General features: G+C 43.1%; 14 protein-coding genes and 1 pseudogene. 10 read left to right on the top strand and 5 right to left on the bottom strand.

The window, feature by feature from the left end; all coding sequences use genetic code 11:
- Nucleotides 1–2: 2 nt before the first annotated feature.
- The 5 genes from rnhB to GQR89_RS05645 all read left to right on the top strand — a co-directional run bounded on the left by rnhB (nt 3) and on the right by GQR89_RS05645 (nt 7453).
- On the top strand, nt 3–596 hold the full coding sequence (gene rnhB / locus GQR89_RS05625) for a ribonuclease HII (protein WP_158769155.1): 594 nt from the start codon (nt 3–5) through the stop codon (nt 594–596).
- On the top strand, nt 597–4064 hold the full coding sequence (dnaE, locus tag GQR89_RS05630) for a DNA polymerase III subunit alpha (RefSeq protein ID WP_158769156.1): 3468 nt from the start codon (nt 597–599) through the stop codon (nt 4062–4064).
- 48 nt (nt 4065–4112) lie between these two features.
- The gene (accA, locus tag GQR89_RS05635) at nt 4113–5069 is read left to right on the top strand and encodes an acetyl-CoA carboxylase carboxyl transferase subunit alpha (RefSeq protein WP_158769157.1); all 957 of its coding nucleotides are present in this window, start codon (nt 4113–4115) and stop codon (nt 5067–5069) included.
- Between the two features lie 94 nt (nt 5070–5163).
- Nucleotides 5164–6564, top strand: a complete 1401-nt coding sequence (gene tilS / locus GQR89_RS05640) for a tRNA lysidine(34) synthetase TilS (RefSeq protein ID WP_158769158.1) — start codon at nt 5164–5166, stop codon at nt 6562–6564.
- 103 nt (nt 6565–6667) lie between these two features.
- Nucleotides 6668–7453, top strand: a complete 786-nt coding sequence (locus GQR89_RS05645) for a lipase (protein WP_158769159.1) — start codon at nt 6668–6670, stop codon at nt 7451–7453.
- A 97-nt stretch (nt 7454–7550) separates the two neighbouring features.
- On the opposite strand, the gene GQR89_RS05650 is transcribed toward GQR89_RS05645, so the two are convergent.
- Nucleotides 7551–9197: a response regulator gene (locus tag GQR89_RS05650; protein WP_233269088.1), complete on the bottom strand. Its 1647-nt coding sequence runs from the start codon at nt 9195–9197 to the stop codon at nt 7551–7553.
- A 177-nt stretch (nt 9198–9374) separates the two neighbouring features.
- Nucleotides 9375–10238, bottom strand: a complete 864-nt coding sequence (locus GQR89_RS05655) for a GGDEF domain-containing protein (protein WP_158769160.1) — start codon at nt 10236–10238, stop codon at nt 9375–9377.
- 126 nt (nt 10239–10364) lie between these two features.
- Here GQR89_RS05655 and GQR89_RS05660 point away from each other — a divergent pair, with 126 nt between their 5' ends.
- The 5 genes and pseudogenes from GQR89_RS05660 to GQR89_RS05680 all read left to right on the top strand — a co-directional run bounded on the left by GQR89_RS05660 (nt 10365) and on the right by GQR89_RS05680 (nt 16738).
- Nucleotides 10365–12338, top strand: coding sequence for a cation:proton antiporter (locus GQR89_RS05660; protein WP_158769161.1), 1974 nt, complete (start codon nt 10365–10367; stop codon nt 12336–12338).
- 71 nt (nt 12339–12409) lie between these two features.
- Nucleotides 12410–14237, top strand: a pseudogene (locus GQR89_RS05665) (carboxyl transferase domain-containing protein).
- Nucleotides 14238–14319: 82 nt separating this feature from the next.
- Entirely contained in the window at nt 14320–15279 is a 960-nt protein-coding gene (locus GQR89_RS05670; protein WP_158769162.1) for a GyrI-like domain-containing protein, read from the top strand.
- Nucleotides 15280–15394: 115 nt separating this feature from the next.
- The gene (locus tag GQR89_RS05675) at nt 15395–15868 is read left to right on the top strand and encodes a DUF1456 family protein (RefSeq protein WP_158769163.1); all 474 of its coding nucleotides are present in this window, start codon (nt 15395–15397) and stop codon (nt 15866–15868) included.
- A 126-nt stretch (nt 15869–15994) separates the two neighbouring features.
- Complete coding sequence (locus tag GQR89_RS05680) at nt 15995–16738, top strand: hypothetical protein (RefSeq protein WP_158769164.1); 744 nt, start codon at nt 15995–15997, stop codon at nt 16736–16738.
- Between the two features lie 45 nt (nt 16739–16783).
- Here the strand turns inward: GQR89_RS05680 and GQR89_RS05685 are convergent, their stop codons facing one another.
- The 3 genes from GQR89_RS05685 to GQR89_RS05695 form a co-directional block, all read right to left on the bottom strand.
- Nucleotides 16784–17914 (bottom strand): patatin-like phospholipase family protein, encoded by a 1131-nt coding sequence (locus tag GQR89_RS05685; RefSeq protein ID WP_158769165.1) that lies wholly within the window; start codon nt 17912–17914, stop codon nt 16784–16786.
- A 26-nt stretch (nt 17915–17940) separates the two neighbouring features.
- Entirely contained in the window at nt 17941–18780 is an 840-nt protein-coding gene (locus tag GQR89_RS05690; RefSeq protein WP_158769166.1) for an MBL fold metallo-hydrolase, read from the bottom strand.
- Nucleotides 18781–18991: 211 nt separating this feature from the next.
- Nucleotides 18992–20707: a proline--tRNA ligase gene (locus tag GQR89_RS05695; protein ID WP_158769167.1), complete on the bottom strand. Its 1716-nt coding sequence runs from the start codon at nt 20705–20707 to the stop codon at nt 18992–18994.
- Nucleotides 20708–20794: the final 87 nt, after the last annotated feature.

A 20794-nucleotide genomic window follows, 5' to 3' on the forward strand; every position in this document is an offset into this window, starting at 1 on the left:
AAATGACATCGTTAATCGCAGGGGTCGATGAAGTCGGCCGTGGTCCCCTCGTGGGGGATGTGGTAACTGCTGCCGTTATTTTAGATCCTAGCAAACCTATCATTGGTTTAGCCGACTCCAAGAAATTATCTGAAAAAAAGCGTTTAGTGTTGTTTGATTTAATTATGCAAAATGCTTTAGCGGTTAGCGTGGGCAGAGCATCACCAAAAGAAATTGACGAACTTAATATTTTGCACGCCACTATGCTTGCCATGACTCGCGCAGTTAAAGGCCTAAGTATGCGCCCTAGTTTTGTTCGAGTTGATGGAAATCGCTGTCCAATATGGGACTATCCATGTGAAGCTGTAGTGAAAGGTGATAGTTTGCATGCCGAAATATCGGCTGCTTCGATTATTGCCAAAGTTACCAGAGACGCAGAAATGACTGAGCTTGATCAGCTATATCCTGAATATGGCTTTGCTCAACATAAGGGCTATCCTACAAAAGCCCATTTAGAAAAGCTCGCTGAATTTGGTCCTTTAGCGCAATATCGAATGAGCTTTAAACCCGTGCAGCAATCGTTGTTGCAACGCGACGGGCAATTGGCGGGAAACTAAATGTCTGATTGTAAATTCGTACATCTAAGAGTCCACAGTGACTATTCAATGCTGGATGGTTTGAATAAAGTCAAACCTCTGATTTCTCATGTAAAATCCTTGAATATGCCTGCGGTTGCACTCACCGACCAGATGAACATGTGCGGCTTGGTTAAGTTTTATGAACAAGCACATTCAAACGGTATTAAACCCATTATTGGAACAGATTTTTGGGTGCAATCCGATGCACTCGAAGGTCATGTTTTTCGATTAACACTGTTGGCGGCGAATAATAAAGGCTACAAGAATATAACCTTGCTCATATCCAAAGCCTATTTACGGGGCAGTGTGCAAGACAGGGCGGTAATCGACCAAGAATGGTTAATAGAGCACTGTGAGGGGGTAATTGTTCTTTCTGGGGGGCGTATGGGCGATTTGGGTGTATACCTCACCAAAGGAAATGTCGCCCTCGCTGAGAAAACAACCCAGTTTTATCAGCAGTATTTCCCTGACCGTTTCTATTTGGAATTGACCCGCACGGGACGATTAGGTGAAGAAGATTATATTCACCGCGCGGTTAACTGGGCAACTGAACATGACTTACCTGTCGTTGCCACCAATGAAGTATGCTTTCTTTCTGCCGAAAACTTTGATGCACACGAAATCCGAGTCGCGATCCATGATGGCTTTACATTAAATGATCCCCGTCGTCCTAAATTATACAGCGAACAACAATACATGCGTTCCAGTGAGGAAATGTGTGAGCTGTTCGCTGACATCCCTCAAGCTATAGAGAACACAGTCGAAATAGCCAAACGCTGTAATGTTTCGGTATTACTGGGTACGTACTTCTTGCCCGATTTCCCCACTGGGGATATGTCGATCGCTGATTTCTTGGTAAAGGTATCTGAAGAAGGCTTAGAAAAACGTCTCGCATTTTTATTTCCTGACGAAGACGAGCGAATTGCTAAACGTCCGGAATATGATGAGCGTTTAAAAATTGAGCTTGTAGTTATCAATCAAATGGGATTTCCTGGTTATTTCTTGATTGTTATGGAGTTTATTCAGTGGAGTAAAGATAACGGAATTCCTGTTGGCCCCGGTCGTGGTTCTGGTGCTGGTTCATTGGTAGCTTATGCACTAAGTATTACAGATCTGGATCCGCTGGAGTTTGATTTACTCTTTGAACGTTTCTTAAATCCCGAACGGGTATCGATGCCAGATTTCGATGTGGATTTCTGTATGGATAGACGCGACGAAGTAATTGATCACGTTGCCGAATTGTATGGGCGCGATGCGGTATCTCAGATTATCACCTTTGGTACGATGGCAGCCAAAGCTGTAGTGCGCGATGTTGGCCGTGTATTGGGTCACCCTTATGGATTCGTTGATCGAATTTCTAAGTTGATCCCGCCTACGCCCGGCATGACCCTTACCAAGGCTTTTGAAGAAGAGCCGAGATTACCCGAGCTATACGCCTACGATGAAGAGGTCAAAGATCTTATTGATATGGCGCGAATTCTCGAAGGTGTTACACGTAATGCTGGTAAACATGCGGGTGGTGTTGTTATTGCGCCAGACAAAATTACCGATTTTGCTCCCCTTTATTGTGATGATGAGGGTAAAAATCCGGTTACACAATTCGATAAGAATGACGTTGAAACCGCAGGCTTGGTCAAGTTTGACTTTTTGGGTCTGCGCACACTGACCATTATTCAGTGGGCTATCGATATGATATCGAGCGGACGAGGCGTTGATATCGATATCACGACCATTCCGACCGACGATAAAAAGTGCTTCAAGTTGTTGCAACGTTCCGAAACGACGGCTGTATTTCAGCTGGAATCTCGTGGTATGAAAGACTTAATTAAGCGCTTACGACCAGATTCCTTTGAAGATATTATCGCATTGGTAGCCTTGTTTAGACCTGGTCCATTGCAATCAGGCATGGTTGATAACTTTATTGATCGTAAGCATGGGCGAGAAGCTATTTCCTACCCTGATGCGACTTATCAACATGAATGTTTAAAAGAAATTCTGGAACCGACTTACGGCATTATTTTGTATCAAGAGCAGGTTATGCAAATAGCCCAAGTTATGTCTGGATACAGCCTAGGTGGCGCTGATTTACTGCGCCGAGCTATGGGTAAGAAGAAGCCTGAGGAAATGGCTAAACAACGTGAGTCGTTTGAAACTGGCGCAAAAGACAATAATATAGATCCAGAATTGGCGATAAAAATCTTCGATTTGGTGGAAAAATTTGCCGGTTACGGGTTCAATAAATCTCACTCGGCAGCATACGCCTTGGTCTCGTACCAAACATTATGGTTAAAGACCCATTATCCCGCTGAATTTATGGCGGCGGTTATGTCTGCTGATATGGACAACACAGATAAAATTGTGACCTTGGTAGATGAATGTCAGCGAATGGGTATTACCCTACTACCACCTGATGTAAACGCTGGTAGTTATAAATTTACCGTCGATAGTGAAGGGCGCATTGTATATGGTATCGGTGCTATCAAAGGTGTGGGCGAGGGGCCTATTGCTGCTATTATTGAAGCCAGAGAAAAACATAAACAATTTACAGACTTATTCGATTTTTGTGCCAAAGTAGATACAAAACGTATTAATAAACGCGTGCTTGAAAAACTTGTATACGCAGGGGCATTAGACTCTCTTGGTCCTCATCGAGCGTCAATTATGGCAACTTTACCAGAGGCTATAGCTGCCGCTGATCAACATGCAAAAGCCGAATCTCATGGCCAGAGCGATATGTTTGGCTTGTTGACGACTGAGCCTGAACAGGTAGAGCAAGCGTTTGCTAAAGTGCCACAATGGCCTGAGAAAGTGTGGCTAGACGGTGAGAAAGTTACCTTAGGTTTGTATTTAACTGGGCATCCAATTAATCAGTATGCACAAGAGATAAAGCATTACTGCACTGGGCGCTTAGTTGACCTTAAGCCAACTAACAAAGATCAGATTTCGTACGCGGTAGGATTAGTCCTCAGCGTGCGCGTTATGACGAATAAACGTGGTCGACGATGGGGTATTGTTACCTTAGATGATAAAAGTGCTAGGATAGATGTACGATTTTTCCCCGATCTGTTTGAACAATACGAAGAAATACTGCAATCTGATCGAATATTGGTTGTAAGTGGACAGGTCAGCTTTGATGAATTTTCTGGGGGCAATACAATAGGCGCTCGAGATGTCATGGACATAGTTCAGGCAAGAGAAAAGAACGCCAAATGGTTAAGTATGCAGTTTGATTCGAGCTGGTGTAATGCGTCAACTCTCGCTAAACTGCAAGCAATATTAGCGCCTTATCAAGGCGGCAGCTGTCCGGTACAAGCCAATGTTGTGCATCCGGACGCAGAAGTTACTTTGGCGTTAGGTGCTCAGTGGTATGTTACTCCTGAGGATCAGCTATTATTTGAATTACAGCAGCAGTTCGGTAAAGAGCACGTAGAGCTGGTGTTTCATTGATTTTGGCAGATACAAAATCTGTTCACGAATAAACAAATTGGGTGTGGAATGAGCTTGAACTTTTTGGATTTCGAAAAACCAATCGCCGATCTTGAAGCAAAGATTGAAGGATTGCGTTTGGTTAATCAAGGCGGTGAATTCGATATTAGTATCGAAGAAGAAATCACAAAACTGCGCGAGAAAAGCGCTGAAATGAGCAAGAAGGTCTTCGCAGATCTGGGTGCATGGCAGGTATCACAACTTGCTCGTCATCCAATGCGTCCTTATACGTTAGATTATATCCCTCGTATCTTCAGCGAATTCGATGAATTGGCGGGTGATCGTGCTTTCGCTGATGATAAGGCAATCATCGGTGGATTAGCCTTTTTAGATGAGCAACCGATTATGGTTATTGGTCATCAAAAAGGTCGGGATACAAAAGAAAAGATTAAACGTAATTTCGGTATGCCTAAGCCAGAAGGTTATCGTAAAGCCCTGCGCTTAATGGAAATGGCTGAGCGTTTTAATTTACCGATTATTACCTTTATTGATACCCCAGGGGCATACCCAGGTGTTGGCGCAGAAGAACGCGGACAAAGTGAAGCTATTGCGCGAAACCTAAAGGTAATGTCCGGCCTAAAAGTACCTATCATCTGCACTGTTATTGGTGAAGGTGGTTCAGGTGGGGCGTTGGCCATAGGCGTGGGAGACCGCGTGAACATGCTGCAATACAGTACCTATTCGGTTATCTCTCCAGAGGGGTGCGCGTCTATTCTTTGGAAAAGCGCCGAGAAAGCACCCCAAGCGGCAGAAGCAATGGGCGTAGCGGCAGGACAGATTAAAGAGTTAGGCTTGATCAACAGCATCGTTGAGGAGCCATTGGGCGGCGCCCATCGTGATCACGATATTGCTGCGGCTAATCTAAAGGCCACTCTTAAGCAACAGTTAGCTCAATTAAAGAGCTTATCGGTTGAAGAGTTGCTTGATCAACGTTACGAGAGACTGATGTCTTTCGGTTACTGTTAATAAAAAATCACTGCCTGAGCACTCAGGCAGTTGGCGTATAGCTCTTTAGCTCCTTGCTATCGAGCTAACGCTGAATTACGTACCGCTGGTTGACATGTCTTTACTTCTTCACTTACAACAGCAACTTTCAACGCTATCCCGTTATCATTCGTCTCCTTCAAGAATCGTCGTTGCCTACAGCGCAGGAATAGACTCACACGTACTTTTGCATGCATTGTGGCAATTACGCGAACGGCATGAATTTGAGTTAAGTGCGATCTATATACATCATGGACTCAGTGTTAACGCCAGTATTTGGCAACAGCATTGTGCTGACGTGTGTGCGGCTCTGGGTGTTGATTTTCAGACTGCTAAGGTAACCGTTGATTTATCAATCGGAAAAGGTCTTGAAGCTCAAGCTAGACAAGTACGGTATGCTAAATTAGTGGAACTTGCGCCTCAGAACAGCGTTGTTATGTTAGCGCAGCATCAAGATGATCAGTTAGAAACAGTCTTACTGCAGTTAAAGCGCGGTGCAGGTCCTAAAGGGCTAAGCGGTATGGCCGAGTACTTTTCTCGCACTAAACCAATAAATAGTTATCAACAAGTTCATTTTTTCAGGCCATTGCTGGATATTAGTCAAGCAAAAATTCATGCATACGCACAAGAGCATCATTTACGCTGGCATGAAGATGATTCAAATAAAAATACCGATTTTGAGCGTAATTTTATTCGGCACGATATAAGCCCTGTGTTGATGCAGCGTTGGCCTCACTTTGCTAAATCTGTATCACGCAGTGCGCGCCTATGTGCTCAGCAGCAATCACTGTTAGATGAAGTTACCCTTGAAAAACTAGATAATCTGCGCATCCAAAAGCATATTTTATCTGTGAAAGGGTTATTAGCGTTAAGCGAATCGTGGCGTATTCAAGTGGTGCGTATGTGGTTAGATGAAAGAAATATCATTAGTCCGAGTCAGGCGATACTCATGCAATTATCAAGTGAACTATTGGCCGCTGCAGATGATGCTAACCCTGTTATTCGTTGGCAAGATTGGCAATTTAGACGTTTTGAAGATGGCCTATATGTTATTCCATTGGCACAAGAGATAACCCCAGATGTACGACCATTGGCGTTATCATTACCGGTTGGGCTGCCTAATATGTTGGGAGTATTGAGTCTTTGTTCACACAAAGCCAGTAGCAAGCAACGGAATGTTCTGCCAGTTGACAATATTGAGCAATATCCCGTTAGTGTAGAGTTTGGTGGCTTTTCTCGGCGTTTCACTCCGCACGATGCGCACCATTCTAAACCGTTAAAGCAGTGGTTTAAGTATTGGCGAATTCCACCATGGGAGCGCAGCAGTATTGCTATTATTTGTCAGCAAACTAGCGTTATTGGTTTGTTAATAAAAGGGACGTTTCATCCAAGCAAAACCGTCAGTGTAGAACATACGAAAAAATGTGATGAGCCAGTCTTATCTTATTACATACAGTACCAATCAAACCCCGAATAGATCTCAGTAGCATATAAATAGACTGTTATGTGTTTCAGTCACGTGAGTGTCATAAAATATGGGTAGCCTGCAAGCATTGACTAGCTAAAACACTCACCGATAATTGAAAAAACTTAAACGTTATCAATACGAACGCTACGCAGTATTGTGTAAATTGTCCTATCCAAAATGCTTCGATCATGTTGCCCTTGGCTTTTCGGAAGATGGCCATGTGGCGATTAAAAATCGTCGAGGTCATGTGCTTGCGCGTATATTGTGGCAAGACAAGAAAAAAGAAGTGATTGTGGTGTTCCGTGGTTCGCAGATATTAAGTGATTGGTTTGCAAATCTGTGTTTTTTCCCCAAACGTAAACGCTTTGATAAAACAGTTTACTATGTTCACTATGGTTACGATCGATTACTTAATCAAAAAGTCCCAGGCGCAGAGCAATCAGACGAAGCTCTGAGTATCTATCAGCAAATAGAACGTGTATTGACGCCTCTTATCGCCAATGGCAAACGGGTTAGTTTGACAGGACATTCATCCGGTGGTGCCATGGCAATATTGACAGCGGATTGGTTGGAGCGCCGCTTTGATGCACCCGTTAGACGCGTAGTAACTTTTGGTCAACCATCGACAGGGTTTCGCAGTTTTAACAGGCATTACCTTCTTCATCGCAGAACTTATCGAATCTGTTGCGACTTAGATATAATTACCTTTTTGCCGCCTTTACCGGGGATTTTCGTTCATGTGGGTCGGAATTTATGGTTACATAATGAGCGTATTTATGAAAATATTCGCCCCTCTGTGCGTCTATACAAAACATTAACAAGTTGGCTTATTTCGCCAATTTCTTATCACTACATGCATAAATATATTCGTAATAAGGACTTTTTTGATAAACATTAAGCTAGTCAGTCAATTCGGCTAGCCACATGTATGGTGTGAGTCTAAGACCTGACTAACGGAGTTGAATGCGCGCGCTCATCGCATAAAATACAGCTGATTAAGAGCGAGGGGAATGACCTTGGTTAATGCTTTCAATATATTGGGCTTGCTTGAGCTTTTGTTGAACACTCAGTTCGGCCGTTTTTAATAACGCTCTACAATGTTTTAGTCCGCTTTGCTGCTCTTCGTCTAACCCGTCGTCTTGCGCTAATCTGGCCAGCACTTTGAGTAAACTCAAGCCTATATTTGGGTTTTTAGGTGAGAGTTGTAACGCTTGCGTAAGTAATTTGTATGCAGGCGAAAAACGTTTGTTTTTATAATGTACTGACGCCATTTCAGCTAATTCTTTAGGTGTGTGATGGATTTCGTTACGCTCGTTTCGTTCCTGATCTATATATTCAGCCATAACTTGGCTGGCAAATGAATTACCTTCAACCTGCTCTTTTAGACGGTCTAGAATGACTATTGCTTCTTCGCGCTGTCCAATTTCATGTAACGCTTTTACTTTATCCAAATTATCTTCAAGAGAATGCCAGCTGTTCACCTGAGTCTGGCTCAGCATAAGCTCTTCAGCTTGTTTTTTATTGTCACGCAGACTCAATAAACGCGCATGAATAACGGTAAGTTGACTCTTGAAATCATTGACGTGGGCATATTCTTGTTCAATTACAGATAGCTTTCGTTCTATTTCAGCCAATAAATTCTTTGCTTGGGTTTCCGATACGGTTGCGGCTAAATCTATTCCTGCCCGAATGACATTTAGACTTAATTCTGGGCGATCATGAATTGAATTTTTAGCATACTTAGCCATATTTTGAGTGGCTAAATATTGCCCCATGGGATCATGATTGAGCCTAGCGAGATCCCATGCTTTTCGGTGGCGCTCTATATTACGTGGGGCCAACTTGCTGGCTTCTTTTATCAGTTCATAACCTTTTTCATAATTCTCACTGTTAATATAGAATTCAGTTAAGGCGTCATAAGTTGCAAAGCGCGTGTCATCACGTTCAAGTAGTTCGTCGGTTAACGCACGTGCTTCTGGTAATTTATTTTGTTTAAGTAGTGTTCTGGCGAGTCCTACCGCAACCCATCCATAGTCGTATTTTTCCAGCAATTTACGGTAGAAGATTTCAGCGTCTGCGTATTCAAGTAAACTAAATAAACATCGACCAATCATACGGTTGATCTGTGGATGATACTGCGTTAGCGACTCATCTTCTAATTGGCGCTCGGCAAGGTAAATTGCGCTAGGGTATTCCTCTTGATCAAAGCAATAATTTAAGCGGTAAAGGCGATTTTTTATTTTTAATATATGGCTGATGCGCTGAGTAACACGGGATTTGTCTAAGGGTTTTACCCAAAAATCGTCAGGTTGCAATTCAATAACGCAGTTGACTAATCCTGCTGAAGTATCGGCGCTAAGAAATATCACGCTGGTGGTTTTAGCAATGAATCCTTTAAAACGCATTTCCTCCAATAGATTGAATCCATCTTTGTCGCTACGTACATCAAAGGCCACTAATATGATATCGAATTTAATATGCTCACATAGTCGCAGGGCATAAAAAGCGTTCTGGGCGCAGCGTACATTTTCGATGCCCATCTCCATAAAGGCAGACTTAATGGTATCTTGGACCAGTGTTTGGCCATCAATGACTAATATATTTAGCTCACTGACTGGTAGCTGAGGAGGTATTTTTATCACACTAAATCCATCTATTAATACACGTAAATCATTACCGTCTATGCAGCACGTTATAATGAACGATGAATAAGCTCAATCAATTTTCGAATATAGATAACTATTCACATTGTCAACTTGTGCCATTGACCCACAACGCTTACTAATAGTAAGCATAGTCAATAAGAGAGGCGAGATGACTTAATTTTTATTACGGTACATAGCGGCGTCAGCGCGCATAAAAAGGCAATGTTCTGTGTCATCGCTTTGATAAATGGCGCTGCCGATGCTGCAACTGACCCCATGTTGCGCTAATAGGTCTTGCTCTTTGAACGCTTGTTGAATGCGCTCGGTTATTTGTTGGCAAGAATCAATACTTGTATCCGTCAATAAACAGCAAAATTCGTCTCCGCCAAAACGAAATGCGAAATCAGTATCTCGTAAGCAACATGAAATAGTATCGGCGCAAGCCACAAGTATTTTATCGCCTTGAGAGTGACCGTATTGGTCATTCACTTGTTTAAATTTATTCAAGTCTATGACTAACAAAGCAAACTGACTCGGTTGACGTTTTGCGTGGCTAAACAAACGATGCATGGTGTCGTCAAAACTACTGCGATTTCCTAAGGATGTTAGGTTGTCTCGAGTGGCGGCCAATTTTATCCGCTCGTACTCAAGACCATTTTTTAGGGGGTTTTGAAAAAGAATGTGTAATTGCTGTAATATTTGCCATTCACGGGCGACTAGCGTGCGGGTAAACGTGTAATGGATCATAGCGACTTGTTCATCGTGTTGGATTACCGCTAAGCGCTTGTTATATCGATTGTTGCTCCGTAAACCGAAGCAAAAGTCACTGTGATTGCACTGGATTTTTAAACCACACAGGGGTAACGTATTTTCCAGTTGTTCAAAAAAAAGTTCGCCAAGAATCGCGAGATCAATAGTGGTTAACCATTTTTGGAAGAAAGTACTGAGCTCATGTTGATTTAATACGGGGGCATAATGAGCCGGATTAAATACATTTTCGCCTACATGTTGCTCATAAAGTTGATTAAGTTGTTCCACTATATACTCCTGCCAAAAAATTGGCGAAATCGCTAGAAATAGCACTGATTACGATTGCTGAGCGATATAAGCAGTATTCGTGCCCAAAGATTAAAATAGATCACACGAGAGGCGGTAACCCTTGTAATGCATGGGATTTTTGCAAATATCGTAATTTTAATGGCAGTGGCAGTTGTCAGTGTCTGGTTGTTTAAGCGCATAAACTTGCCGCCTATTTTGGCCTACCTGTTTTGCGGCATTCTCGCTGGTCCTGATTTACTTGCTTTATTTGAACACCCTGAAGACATGCAAACCTTTGCCGAGCTGGGAATTGTATTTCTGCTTTTTTCTCTTGGATTAGAGTTTTCACTCCCGAAGATGATAGCTATGCGGCAAATGGTGTTTGGTGTTGGGGTGGGGCAAATGTTGCTAACCACTCTGGTATTTATGGGCATTAGCTTAATGTTAGGCTTAGGGCTATCAGCGGCGATTATTGTTGGCAGTATCGTTGCGTTATCTTCTACAGCAATCGTGATTAAACAAACAAACGATATGGGGATTTTGAACACTACGCGTGCGCAAATGGCTGTCAGTATTTTGTTATTTCAGGATCTAGCGGTCGTCCCCTTATTAATTGTAGTGCCATTACTAGCAATAGATGGTGGGCAAAGTCTTAGTGTCGCGATTGGATTGTCGATCATCAAAGGCGTCATGGTGGTATTGATACTTATGTCTGTAGGTAAGTGGATATTACCAAGAGTCTTTACCGAAGTAGCGCAAACTCGTACTGATGAGTTATTTGTATTAACGACGATTTTAGTCGCGTTAATGGCTGCAGGTCTTACGTATTCCTTTGGTTTGTCTATGGCGTTAGGTGCGTTTTTAGCGGGTATGATGCTGGGGGAGAGCCAATATAAATATCAGTTAGAGGCTGATATCAGGCCGTTTCGAGATATTCTGATGGGGTTGTTTTTCATCACCATAGGTATGCGACTCAATATCCCCGATTTATTAGCGCAGTGGCATTGGGCATTAATTGGCTTAGTCGGTATGTTATTGATTAAGGTTATTCTTATTCGCATCGCAGGTGGATTATTTGGGGTGCCCAAAGAAGACGCCTGGGCTGCGGGTTTTAAGCTATGCCAAATGGGAGAATTTAGTTTTGTTATCGCAGCATTGGCAGTTGATCACGGAATTTTGTCGACTCAAGTGGGTTCGCTTATTTTAAGTATCGGTATATTGAGTATGGCAATGACACCATGGTTGGTAACTAAAAGTTCAGATTTTGCTCGGCGTATCGTCAATGAACCAACGCCTAAGTTTGAGCCAAATGAGGCGATAAGCGCAAGGCATCAACTGATACATGATCATGTCATTATTATGGGATTCGGCCGAGTGGGACAATCAGTTAGCCGCTTATTGAAAAGTGAAGCCATACCTTATTTGGTTGTCGATGCCGATCCGGGGCGGGTGCAAGAAAGTCAAAGTGCAGGTCAGCCAGTATATTTCGGTGATGTACGTCACAAGGATATTCTTAAAGCGGTTGGAATAGAAAGAGCGAAATTAGTCTTAATCACGTTTGATGAACACAACAAGGCGATGGCTGTTATACAGTTAATCTCTAGTTTGTATCCAGATTTACCCATTGTTGTACGTACTCGTAAAGATTATCGCATGAGCGAGTTATATAGCGCAGGCGCCAGTCAGGTTGTTCCTGAGATACTCGAAGGGAGTTTAATGCTGGTATCGCAAGTGCTGCATTTATCTGGTATCCCAATGTCGCGGATTTTAAAGCGTGTACGAAAAGAACGAAAGGGTCATTACGGTAATATGCACGGTTTTTTCCCAGGTGAAACCACGGAATTGAGTTATGCCAAGCAAGATAAATTAGAGTTTATGCATGCAGTTGTTATCGCGCCTAATGCCTTTGCGGCACAAAAATCACTGCTCGAATTAGATATTCAAAGTTCTGGTATAAAAATAAAAGGTTTGCGCCGGGACAATATAGAGATAGAAAGTCCACTACCTGAGACTATTTTAAAGTCTGGGGACGTATTAGTCATAGTGGGTAAACCAAGACGGGTTGAGCGGGCTGAGCGCTACCTACTTGAAGGCCATTAAGGTTTTACAACAATCATATGTATACGATTTAACCACGTATTTAATCCATCACATTACATCGAAGAAATATTATGTCTGATCCTTACATCATTACAGCAAGTTCCATCGCCGTTGTTTCCGCTATTCAGGTCAATCAAGGACAAACGATCACACAAGGTCAATTGTTAATGACATTGCATCTTATGGGTACGGATTTACCGATAGTCGCACCAAAGTCAGGGGTAATTACATTTCTACGAGTGGGGCTTGATGATGAAGTAGAAACTGGACAGCCATTAATAGAGATAGCTGATCCCGCAGAAGACGATTTATCACAGGACTCCAATAGTGTTATGTCCAATGTTGAAAGTGCGTTAATAGCATTCCATACTCGCCAAGCACTCACTTTAGATGAACACAGGAGCCAGCAGCTAACGAAACGGCCAAGCTTTGGGATATCGCAGTGCTAGGCAGAATCTAACTCAATTGTGTGATGCCAATAGTTTTATGGAATACGGTCAATTTGCCGTTGCCGCCCAGCGCCAAAGACGTGATTACCAAGAGCTAAAAAGCGCAACCGCTGCCGATGGTATTATTACAGGTGTTGGGTTAGTTAATAGCGATATTGCTCAAAATAAACAACAATTCGAAAGCCCAATAGACCCATCGACTCGCTTTAAAACCGCTATCGTTATTAACGATTACAGTGTCTTAGCGGGTACTCAAGGTTTTTTCCATCATCAGAAATTAGATCGTATATTGGCTGTTGCCGAGCAACAGAATCTCCCCGTCATCATGTATACAGAAGGGGGTGGAGGACGCCCCGGAGACACGGATATCACTGTTGTTAACTCTGGTCTGCAGTGCGCATCATTTTCCAGTTGGGCACAACTAAATCACGTAGTGCCGCGCATTGCCGTAGCGAATGGCTATTGCTTTGCTGGTAACGCAGCCTTATTCGGTGCGGCTGATATCCGCATTGCCACTCAACGCGCTTGGATAGGCATGGCTGGGCCTGCGATGATTGAAGGTGGTGGTTTGGGTGTAGTTAATGCCAAGGATATAGGCCCAATTGAAATTCAGGCAAGTAACGGTGTGGTTGATATTGTTGCTGATGATGAGGCTCATGCCTCTGAGTTAGCAAGGCGTTGCTTGGGATACTTTCAAGGAGAATTAGCCTATTCAGAAACTGAACACGCGGAGAAATTGAGTCAACAGGCAATGTTACGTGAGGTATTGCCAGACGATCGACGTTTCGTATACGACATACGAAAAGTGATTACGATACTGGCGGATAGCAATAGCTTTACCGAACTTCAACGTAAATTTGGTGGGGCGATTATTACCGGATTTATTCGCTTAGAAGGCAAACCAGTTGGCGTATTAGCGAGTGATTGCAAGGTACTTGGTGGCGCGATAGATGTCGATGCGGGTGAAAAAGCAGCCGAGTTTATGCAAATGTGTAGCGCGTTTAACATTCCGTTACTCAGCCTATGTGATACCCCAGGTTTTATGGTGGGTCCGGCTCACGAAAAGCTTGGTGCCGTGCGTCGATTATCAAAACTTTTTACTTCTGGGGCCAAACTAAATGTACCGTTAGTGGCTGTTGCACTGCGTAAATGTTATGGCCTGGGAGCACAGGCATTGCTTGGTGGAAGCACCATGAAACCAAATTATATGGTGTCTTGGCCCACAGGGGAGTTTGGCGGTATGGGCCTCGAAGGTGCCGTTAAACTGGGCTTTAGCAAAGAACTCGCAGCTCAAGACGATATGGTGGCTCGCCAAGCTTTATTTGAAAAGCTAGTGGCCAAGCAATATGCCAATGGCCAAGCCACTGAGGTAGCAAGTGTGCTGGAGATTGATGCGGTAATCGATCCGGCCGATACGCGGCAAATAATTCTACAAACTTTATTCCGCTAGCCGCAAAATGCGCATAATTCGTCAAATATCTTCCGCTTTGTTAGTACATGCTTGAGCTTGTTACTAACAAGGTGTTTTATAAATGACAGAGCAAAGCTTATCAATTAACCAACATATTCATTTAGCACGAATAGATGATGTTATGTGCTATGTACAATCCCATTTAGACAGCCCACTGAACATGTCAGATTTAGCAGATATTGCGTGTTTTTCGACATTTCATTTCCAGCGTCTTTTTTGTCTTTACACGGGCCAAAGTCTGGCCAAGTACATTCTTATATCTAGACTGAGAAAAGCCTGTTGGCAATTGGCTTTTCGTCAACATCTGTCATTGATAGATATCGCTCTTAGCTGCGGTTTTAACGATGATCAAAGTTTCAGTCGCGCGTTTAAGCGCCAATTAGGGCTAGCGCCGTCGTTATACCGTAAAGGTTGTTTGGCACAAGCCAAGACCAATTTACTTTTTGGCCCTCAACCTGCTTCTTTTATGTCACAGAAATACATCGGTCACGTAACGTTACGCACACCGGAACTAAACAAGCGCCGAGCGATAATAAACCCCCGTCATTATCATAAAGACAGCGTGCAAATCGTTGACTTTCCGCAAACAGCCATCGCATTCTTAGCCCACCATGGGTCCCCTGAAACCTTGATGGGTACGGTGGCACGCTTTATTGAGTGGCGTAAGAAATTTGGGTCACCGCCTAGCGTGAGCAAAACGTTCAATATTTTGTACAATGGTCCTCAATCCGTTGCGCCACAAGCATATCGATTCGATGTGGCTGCCTCGTTATTTTCACCGCTCATGGCGAATGATTATGGTGTGCAAGAGGGCGAAATTCGCGGTGGAAAATGTGCGGTTTTGCGTCATACTGGCAGCGATAATGATTTGGGATACAGCATCGAATATTTGTATCGGGACTGGTTTCGCCAAGCAAATGCTCAATTGCGTGATGAACCATTATTTATACAGCGAGTACGAAGCTTTCCGGATGTAGATGAACAAAGCAGTATTATTGATATCTATTTGCCTATCGACTAATTGATTGTTGCTCAAAGGCGGTTTTTCATCGTGCTTTTCCGGCAACATGGGTATGATAGCGCCATTGAAATCCCCAATGATCCCATTGGGCACAGTACACTGATAGGAATAACCCATGATTAATAACGATGTGATGCGTCGTATTCGCTATATTTTTGATTTTAACGATAAGCAAATGCTCGACGTGTTTGCGCAAGCTGAATACCCTGCAACCATTGCTCAGTTGCATAGTTGGTTACGTAAAGAAGAAGAACCAGAATTTGTACGCATTACCGATTTGCAGTTCGCGTTATTTTTAAACGGTTTAATTAACCTAAAACGTGGCAAGCGAGAAGGGGAGCCCGCTCCTGTTGAGCGAGTCTTAACGAACAATATTATTTTGATGAAGCTTAAGATAGCGCTTAATCTTCAAGCCGAAGATATTCTAGCTATCATGGATTCAAGCGACTTTCGTTTGTCCAAGCATGAGTTAAGTGCATTATTTCGTAAACCCGGTAATCGCCATTACCGCGAGTGCCAAGACCAGTTCTTACGTAACTTCTTAAAAGGTTTACAGTTAAAGTTACGCGGTGAAGCTCAGAAGGATTAATCGTTAGTTTAGTGCGCTGCTTTGCTTGTTGTATGGCGGCTCACTTAGATCAAAGTCTCAGAGCAAAAAAAAGCTAAATCTAATGTGGCATGCTAAAGTGATTAAAGCTGAAAAAAGAAATATGCTATGCCACTGACTTTTATTTTGTCCTTATTAACTTTGCTTATATCTACTCAAGCAAAGCCAAATTCAGCGCCTGCTGCCATGCGTTATTCTATTAACGTAGCAGAAGTTGATGGCGCGCAGCCCCAAGCAAAAACGATCGCACTATTTAAACATCTGTATGCCAGCCTGAATATTAGCCCGATGCTCGTTAGCTTTCCCTCTAAGCGCGGTTTAAATATGGTAAACAGTGGAAAGCTAGACGCAGAAGCGTTCCGTTTCGCTTCAATAGGCCGACGATATAAAAACCTTATTCGCGTAGAAGAGCCTCTTGGTGTGGGTCAAACGGGTTTTTTCTGTGTGCGGCAAGCGGCTTGTAAAATAGATGAAGAGCATAAAATTGCAATGTTAGTCGGGTTTGAAAGAGCTACTGATATATGCCAGCAGCTTTCCTTGAGTTGTGAATATGTATCGTCGGCTAGAGGGTTAGGCAAGTTACTCGATCAAGGTTTAGTACACGCTATTTTGGCTACCACGATCGAGGGAAAACAGATTATTTGTCAGGCTAAGCAAAACACCTATTTTTTCAAAGTTCAAGATTCATTGGTGCGCTATGGATATCACTATGTACACCGCAAGCATAAATCTCTTGTGCCGGTGTTAGCACGAAACCTCCGTAAAATGCGCCAGCAAGGTATGTTGAACTTTGAAAAGAGTCTCGCTCAACTTACCGATTATGGCTGTAATAAGCAGGTCACGATTCTATAACGTTATTTAAGCCTCAAATGCTTTACGCAGTTGGCGCCTGTTAGGTTATATCGCTAAAAAACTGCGAATTTCTTCTGCTCTGGTTAGTCCATCATTGAAGCCCAGTTCTATTAATTCTTTACAATACTCTCGCTCAAAAATGAGATAACTCAATAACGATGAGTCCTCTTTGTTATGTAAACCCATTATGCGCAGCAACGATTTAATCCCCGAAGGCATCTGATGAAAATGACGCGCAGCTATCTCGTTAAATGTGATGCTAGGATTAATCATTAGGCAATCGATGTTCTTTAACTTACTTTGCTGACGTTGAGCGGGAGTGAGTTGAGCAATTGTTTGATTAATGCGTTGCATACGCTCTAAATCGGAGCGTAACGTGTCAGCAAAAATGGTGTCTAGCAAATGTCCGGCAATTTCTAAGCCGCCCGGATAATGAATTACATCGGTAAAACGCGGTGCTCTTTCGGGTTGTTCCACACCAATCACCAATATCTTTTCTGCTCCAAGGTGTATTGGAGGACTCAAGGGCGAAAGTTGATGTACTGAGCCATCACCCAAAAATTCACCGTCGAGCTTTACCGGAGGAAAGACCAATGGGATCGCTGATGACGCCATTAAGTGCTCACTGTGTAAAGCCGTTTTAATTCCTCGGCGTTGTTGTCTGTGCCATGGTTGTATGGTTTGGTGACCTTGAAAATAGCTAATAGAGTCATGAGTACTATAGCTTGAGGCACTGATACTTATCGCTCGCAAATATCCGTTGGCAACGTTATTGTCAATTCGTTTGAAGTCGAGTTTTTTTCGGATCAGTTTACGCAGTGGCTCATTGTTAAGCAGACTACTGGGATGTTTTTGATTGAGAGCCGATTGAAAACTTTGAAAGTAGCTTTTTGCTAAATGAGAATAAACGTCCCGTATACCGCTTCCATAAACTTGGCGCGTGGTGAAGTTCTTCCATACGTGTTCCAGTTTACGTATGCCTAAATGATAGCAAGATGCATAACAAGCAAGCCCCGTCGCGTTAATTGCTCCAGCTGAGCTTCCGCAAACTATGGGAAACGGAATACCTCGGTTACGAGGTAAAAAAGTACTAATAGATTTTAGCACGCCCAATTGGTATGCAGCTCTTGCGCCACCACCAGATAAAAGCAGCGCATATTGATTTCGTTCATGCATGTTGTATTTGGGTCCTACCTTTCATCTTAAAAAGCAATGCTCATACCTTCGGCTGCGGCGAATAAATGCAATTCTGCTTCGGCGATTGCAATCAGTTCCTGACATTGGGCTTCTACTGAGGCGATGTTGTCATCGGTACGTGTATGGTCATGACTATAAAGGGCTAAGCGCTTAGCCCTGCATGCCATTGACAGTTTCACCGCTTCCTCAGCCACTGAATGTCCCCAACCTGATTTTGCCGGCATATCAGCTAACATATATTGCGCATCATGAATAACTAAATCCGCATCTCGAGCAAATTCTACCCAATCAAGAAAATCAGTATTCTTTTTATATGGGGGGTAAAGCTCGTTATCGGTAATATAAACCACTTTGCTACCGTCAGCTTCTATGCAGTAGGCGCTGCCTCCGCCTGGATGGTTGATTTTTTGCCGTTGAATCCGTGCTTCGCCAATTTGCCAATGTAACAGCGTATCAGGTTGCGTTAGCAGGGTGATATTTGATTGTAATGTGCCGTATGGCACAGGGAAATAGCTGCCACTCATTTGTTTTAGAATATTGTCGTGCTCTGCCAGAGTAGTTTGTCCTGGTGTAATAAAAATATTGCGGTGAGGCTGATAAATGGGAGCAAAAAACGGAAAACCTTGGATGTGATCCCAATGATTATGCGTCAGTAACAAATGAATGTCTGTGTTTTTTGTGATGAGCTTCTGGCCCAATGCACGAATGCCGGTGCCCGCATCTATGATGATGTCGCTACCGTCATTTAACTCAACATGCACACAGGCTGTGTTGCCGCCATACTTAATATAATCGGCACCCGGCGTTGGTATTGAGCCACGTACGCCATAAAAGGTTAATTGCATCAATATACCCAACTCTCGGCTGCTACAGATATACCCGTAAGCGACCTTTGATATTCGTTGATTAAAGATTAGCACTAAACGGGCTATTCAATAAGCGCTAATAATATGCTCATGTATATAAATTTATGCCGATAAAAAAAGCGCAATAATTGCGCTTTTTTTATCGTTATATACGCTAGCTAAGCTAGAGCATATTAAATGAACTGTAACGTTATAAGTTGGAGATAAACTCAACTAATTTAGGTATATCAATTAGTTGTTTCTCACCACTACGACGGTTTTTATATTCTACCTTTTGCTCATCAAGGTTGCGCTCGCCTATTATAATTGTATGTGGCACACCGATTAATTCCATATCGTTGAACATTACGCCTGGGCGCTCTTTACGATCATCGAATAATACTTCCACACCGATAGCTTTAAGCTGGGTATATAAATCTTCCGCTATTTGCTGAATGCGTTGAGATTTATGCATGTTCATAGGAACAAGTGCCACTTTAAATGGCGCAATAGCGTCAGGCCAAATTATGCCGTACTTATCATGGTTTTGTTCAATAGCGGCAGCCACGATACGTGATACACCTATACCGTAACAGCCCATAGTGAGTACCTGATGTTTGCCATTTTCGTCAAGCACACCGCAATTTAACGCTTGTGAGTATTTATCACCAAGTTGGAAAATGTGACCCACTTCAATACCACGTTTGATTTCAATGGTGCCTTTACCATCGGGTGATGGGTCACCGGCTTGCACATTGCGAATGTCGGCTACTTGGAAGTCTTTAGCATCACGCTCCCAATTGACGCCGGTATAATGAACGTCATTTTCATTTGCGCCACATACGAAGTCAGCCAAAACGGCAGCACTGCGATCAACAATAACAGGTATGGTTAGCCCTACAGGTCCAATTGACCCTATGCTACAACCTAAGCTGTCTTCGATTTGAGCTTCACTTGCCATCGTAAGTGGCGCAAAAATAGCGTCCATTTTTTCAGCTTTTAATTCATTTAATTGATGGTCACCGCGCAATACCAGTGCCACTAAACCTTGTTGACCTTTGTCGTCAATTTCACCTAGTACAATTAAGGTTTTAACCGACTGCTCAGCAGGCACGTTTAATAGCGCGCTGACTTGTTCAATTGTTTTAGCATTCGGAGTCGCGATTTTTGCTATCTCGGCATTGGGTGCTGGGCGAGCCGTTTGTGGAGCAAGGGCTTCGGCTTTTTCGATATTTGCCGCATAATCAGAGGCGTTGCTAAAAGCAATATCATCTTCGCCTGAATCAGCCAATACGTGAAATTCATGTGAGGCATTACCGCCAATCGAGCCATTATCGGCAATTACTGGGCGAAATTCTAAATTGATACGCTCGAATACACGACAATAAGCAGCAAACATATCATCGTATGTTTTATTTAAACATTCGTCGCTCAAATGAAACGAGTAAGCGTCTTTCATAGTGAACTCACGGCCACGCATTACACCAAAGCGAGGGCGTACTTCATCGCGAAATTTGGTTTGAATCTGATACACATTTAACGGCAGTTGCTTGTAACTACTGACTTCGTTTTTAACTAAAGCCGTGACAACTTCCTCGTGTGTTGGCCCTAGTACGAAGTCTCTGAAGTTACGATCTTTGATACGTAATAGTTCAGGGCCATATTCATCCCAACGACCAGATTCTTGCCATAAATCAGCTGGTTGCACCACAGGCATCAATATTTCTAATGAGCCTGCTCGATCCATTTCTTCACGCACAATTTGGGCGACTTTGTTCAATACACGCAACCCAGTCGGTAACCAGGTGTACAGTCCGGACGCGAGCTTGCGAACCAAGCCTGCACGTAACATTAGCTGGTGACTGATCACTTCTGCATCTGCAGGTGTTTCTTTCTGGGTAGATAATAAATATTGGCTTGTGCGCATCGGCGTGAGTTTCTCAATTAGTTCTGGGTTATTAATCGGCGGCTATTCTACCAGTGACGCCGGCTAGGCTAAAGTCCCTAAACGGGA

The sequence above is a fragment of the Paraglaciecola sp. L1A13 genome (assembly GCF_009796745.1).
Classification (GTDB): Bacteria; Pseudomonadota; Gammaproteobacteria; order Enterobacterales; family Alteromonadaceae; genus Paraglaciecola.

Coding starts and splice junctions, on each gene's coding strand:
- rnhB (WP_158769155.1), top strand. CDS start 3: ATGACATCGTTAATCGCAGGGGTCGATGAAGTCGGCCGTGGTCCCCTC.
- dnaE (WP_158769156.1), top strand. CDS start 597: ATGTCTGATTGTAAATTCGTACATCTAAGAGTCCACAGTGACTATTCA.
- accA (WP_158769157.1), top strand. CDS start 4,113: ATGAGCTTGAACTTTTTGGATTTCGAAAAACCAATCGCCGATCTTGAA.
- tilS (WP_158769158.1), top strand. CDS start 5,164: ATGTCTTTACTTCTTCACTTACAACAGCAACTTTCAACGCTATCCCGT.
- GQR89_RS05660 (WP_158769161.1), top strand. CDS start 10,365: ATGCATGGGATTTTTGCAAATATCGTAATTTTAATGGCAGTGGCAGTT.
- GQR89_RS05670 (WP_158769162.1), top strand. CDS start 14,320: ATGACAGAGCAAAGCTTATCAATTAACCAACATATTCATTTAGCACGA.
- GQR89_RS05675 (WP_158769163.1), top strand. CDS start 15,395: ATGATTAATAACGATGTGATGCGTCGTATTCGCTATATTTTTGATTTT.
- GQR89_RS05680 (WP_158769164.1), top strand. CDS start 15,995: ATGCCACTGACTTTTATTTTGTCCTTATTAACTTTGCTTATATCTACT.
- GQR89_RS05685 (WP_158769165.1), bottom strand. CDS start 17,914: ATGCATGAACGAAATCAATATGCGCTGCTTTTATCTGGTGGTGGCGCA.
- GQR89_RS05690 (WP_158769166.1), bottom strand. CDS start 18,780: ATGCAATTAACCTTTTATGGCGTACGTGGCTCAATACCAACGCCGGGT.
- GQR89_RS05695 (WP_158769167.1), bottom strand. CDS start 20,707: ATGCGCACAAGCCAATATTTATTATCTACCCAGAAAGAAACACCTGCA.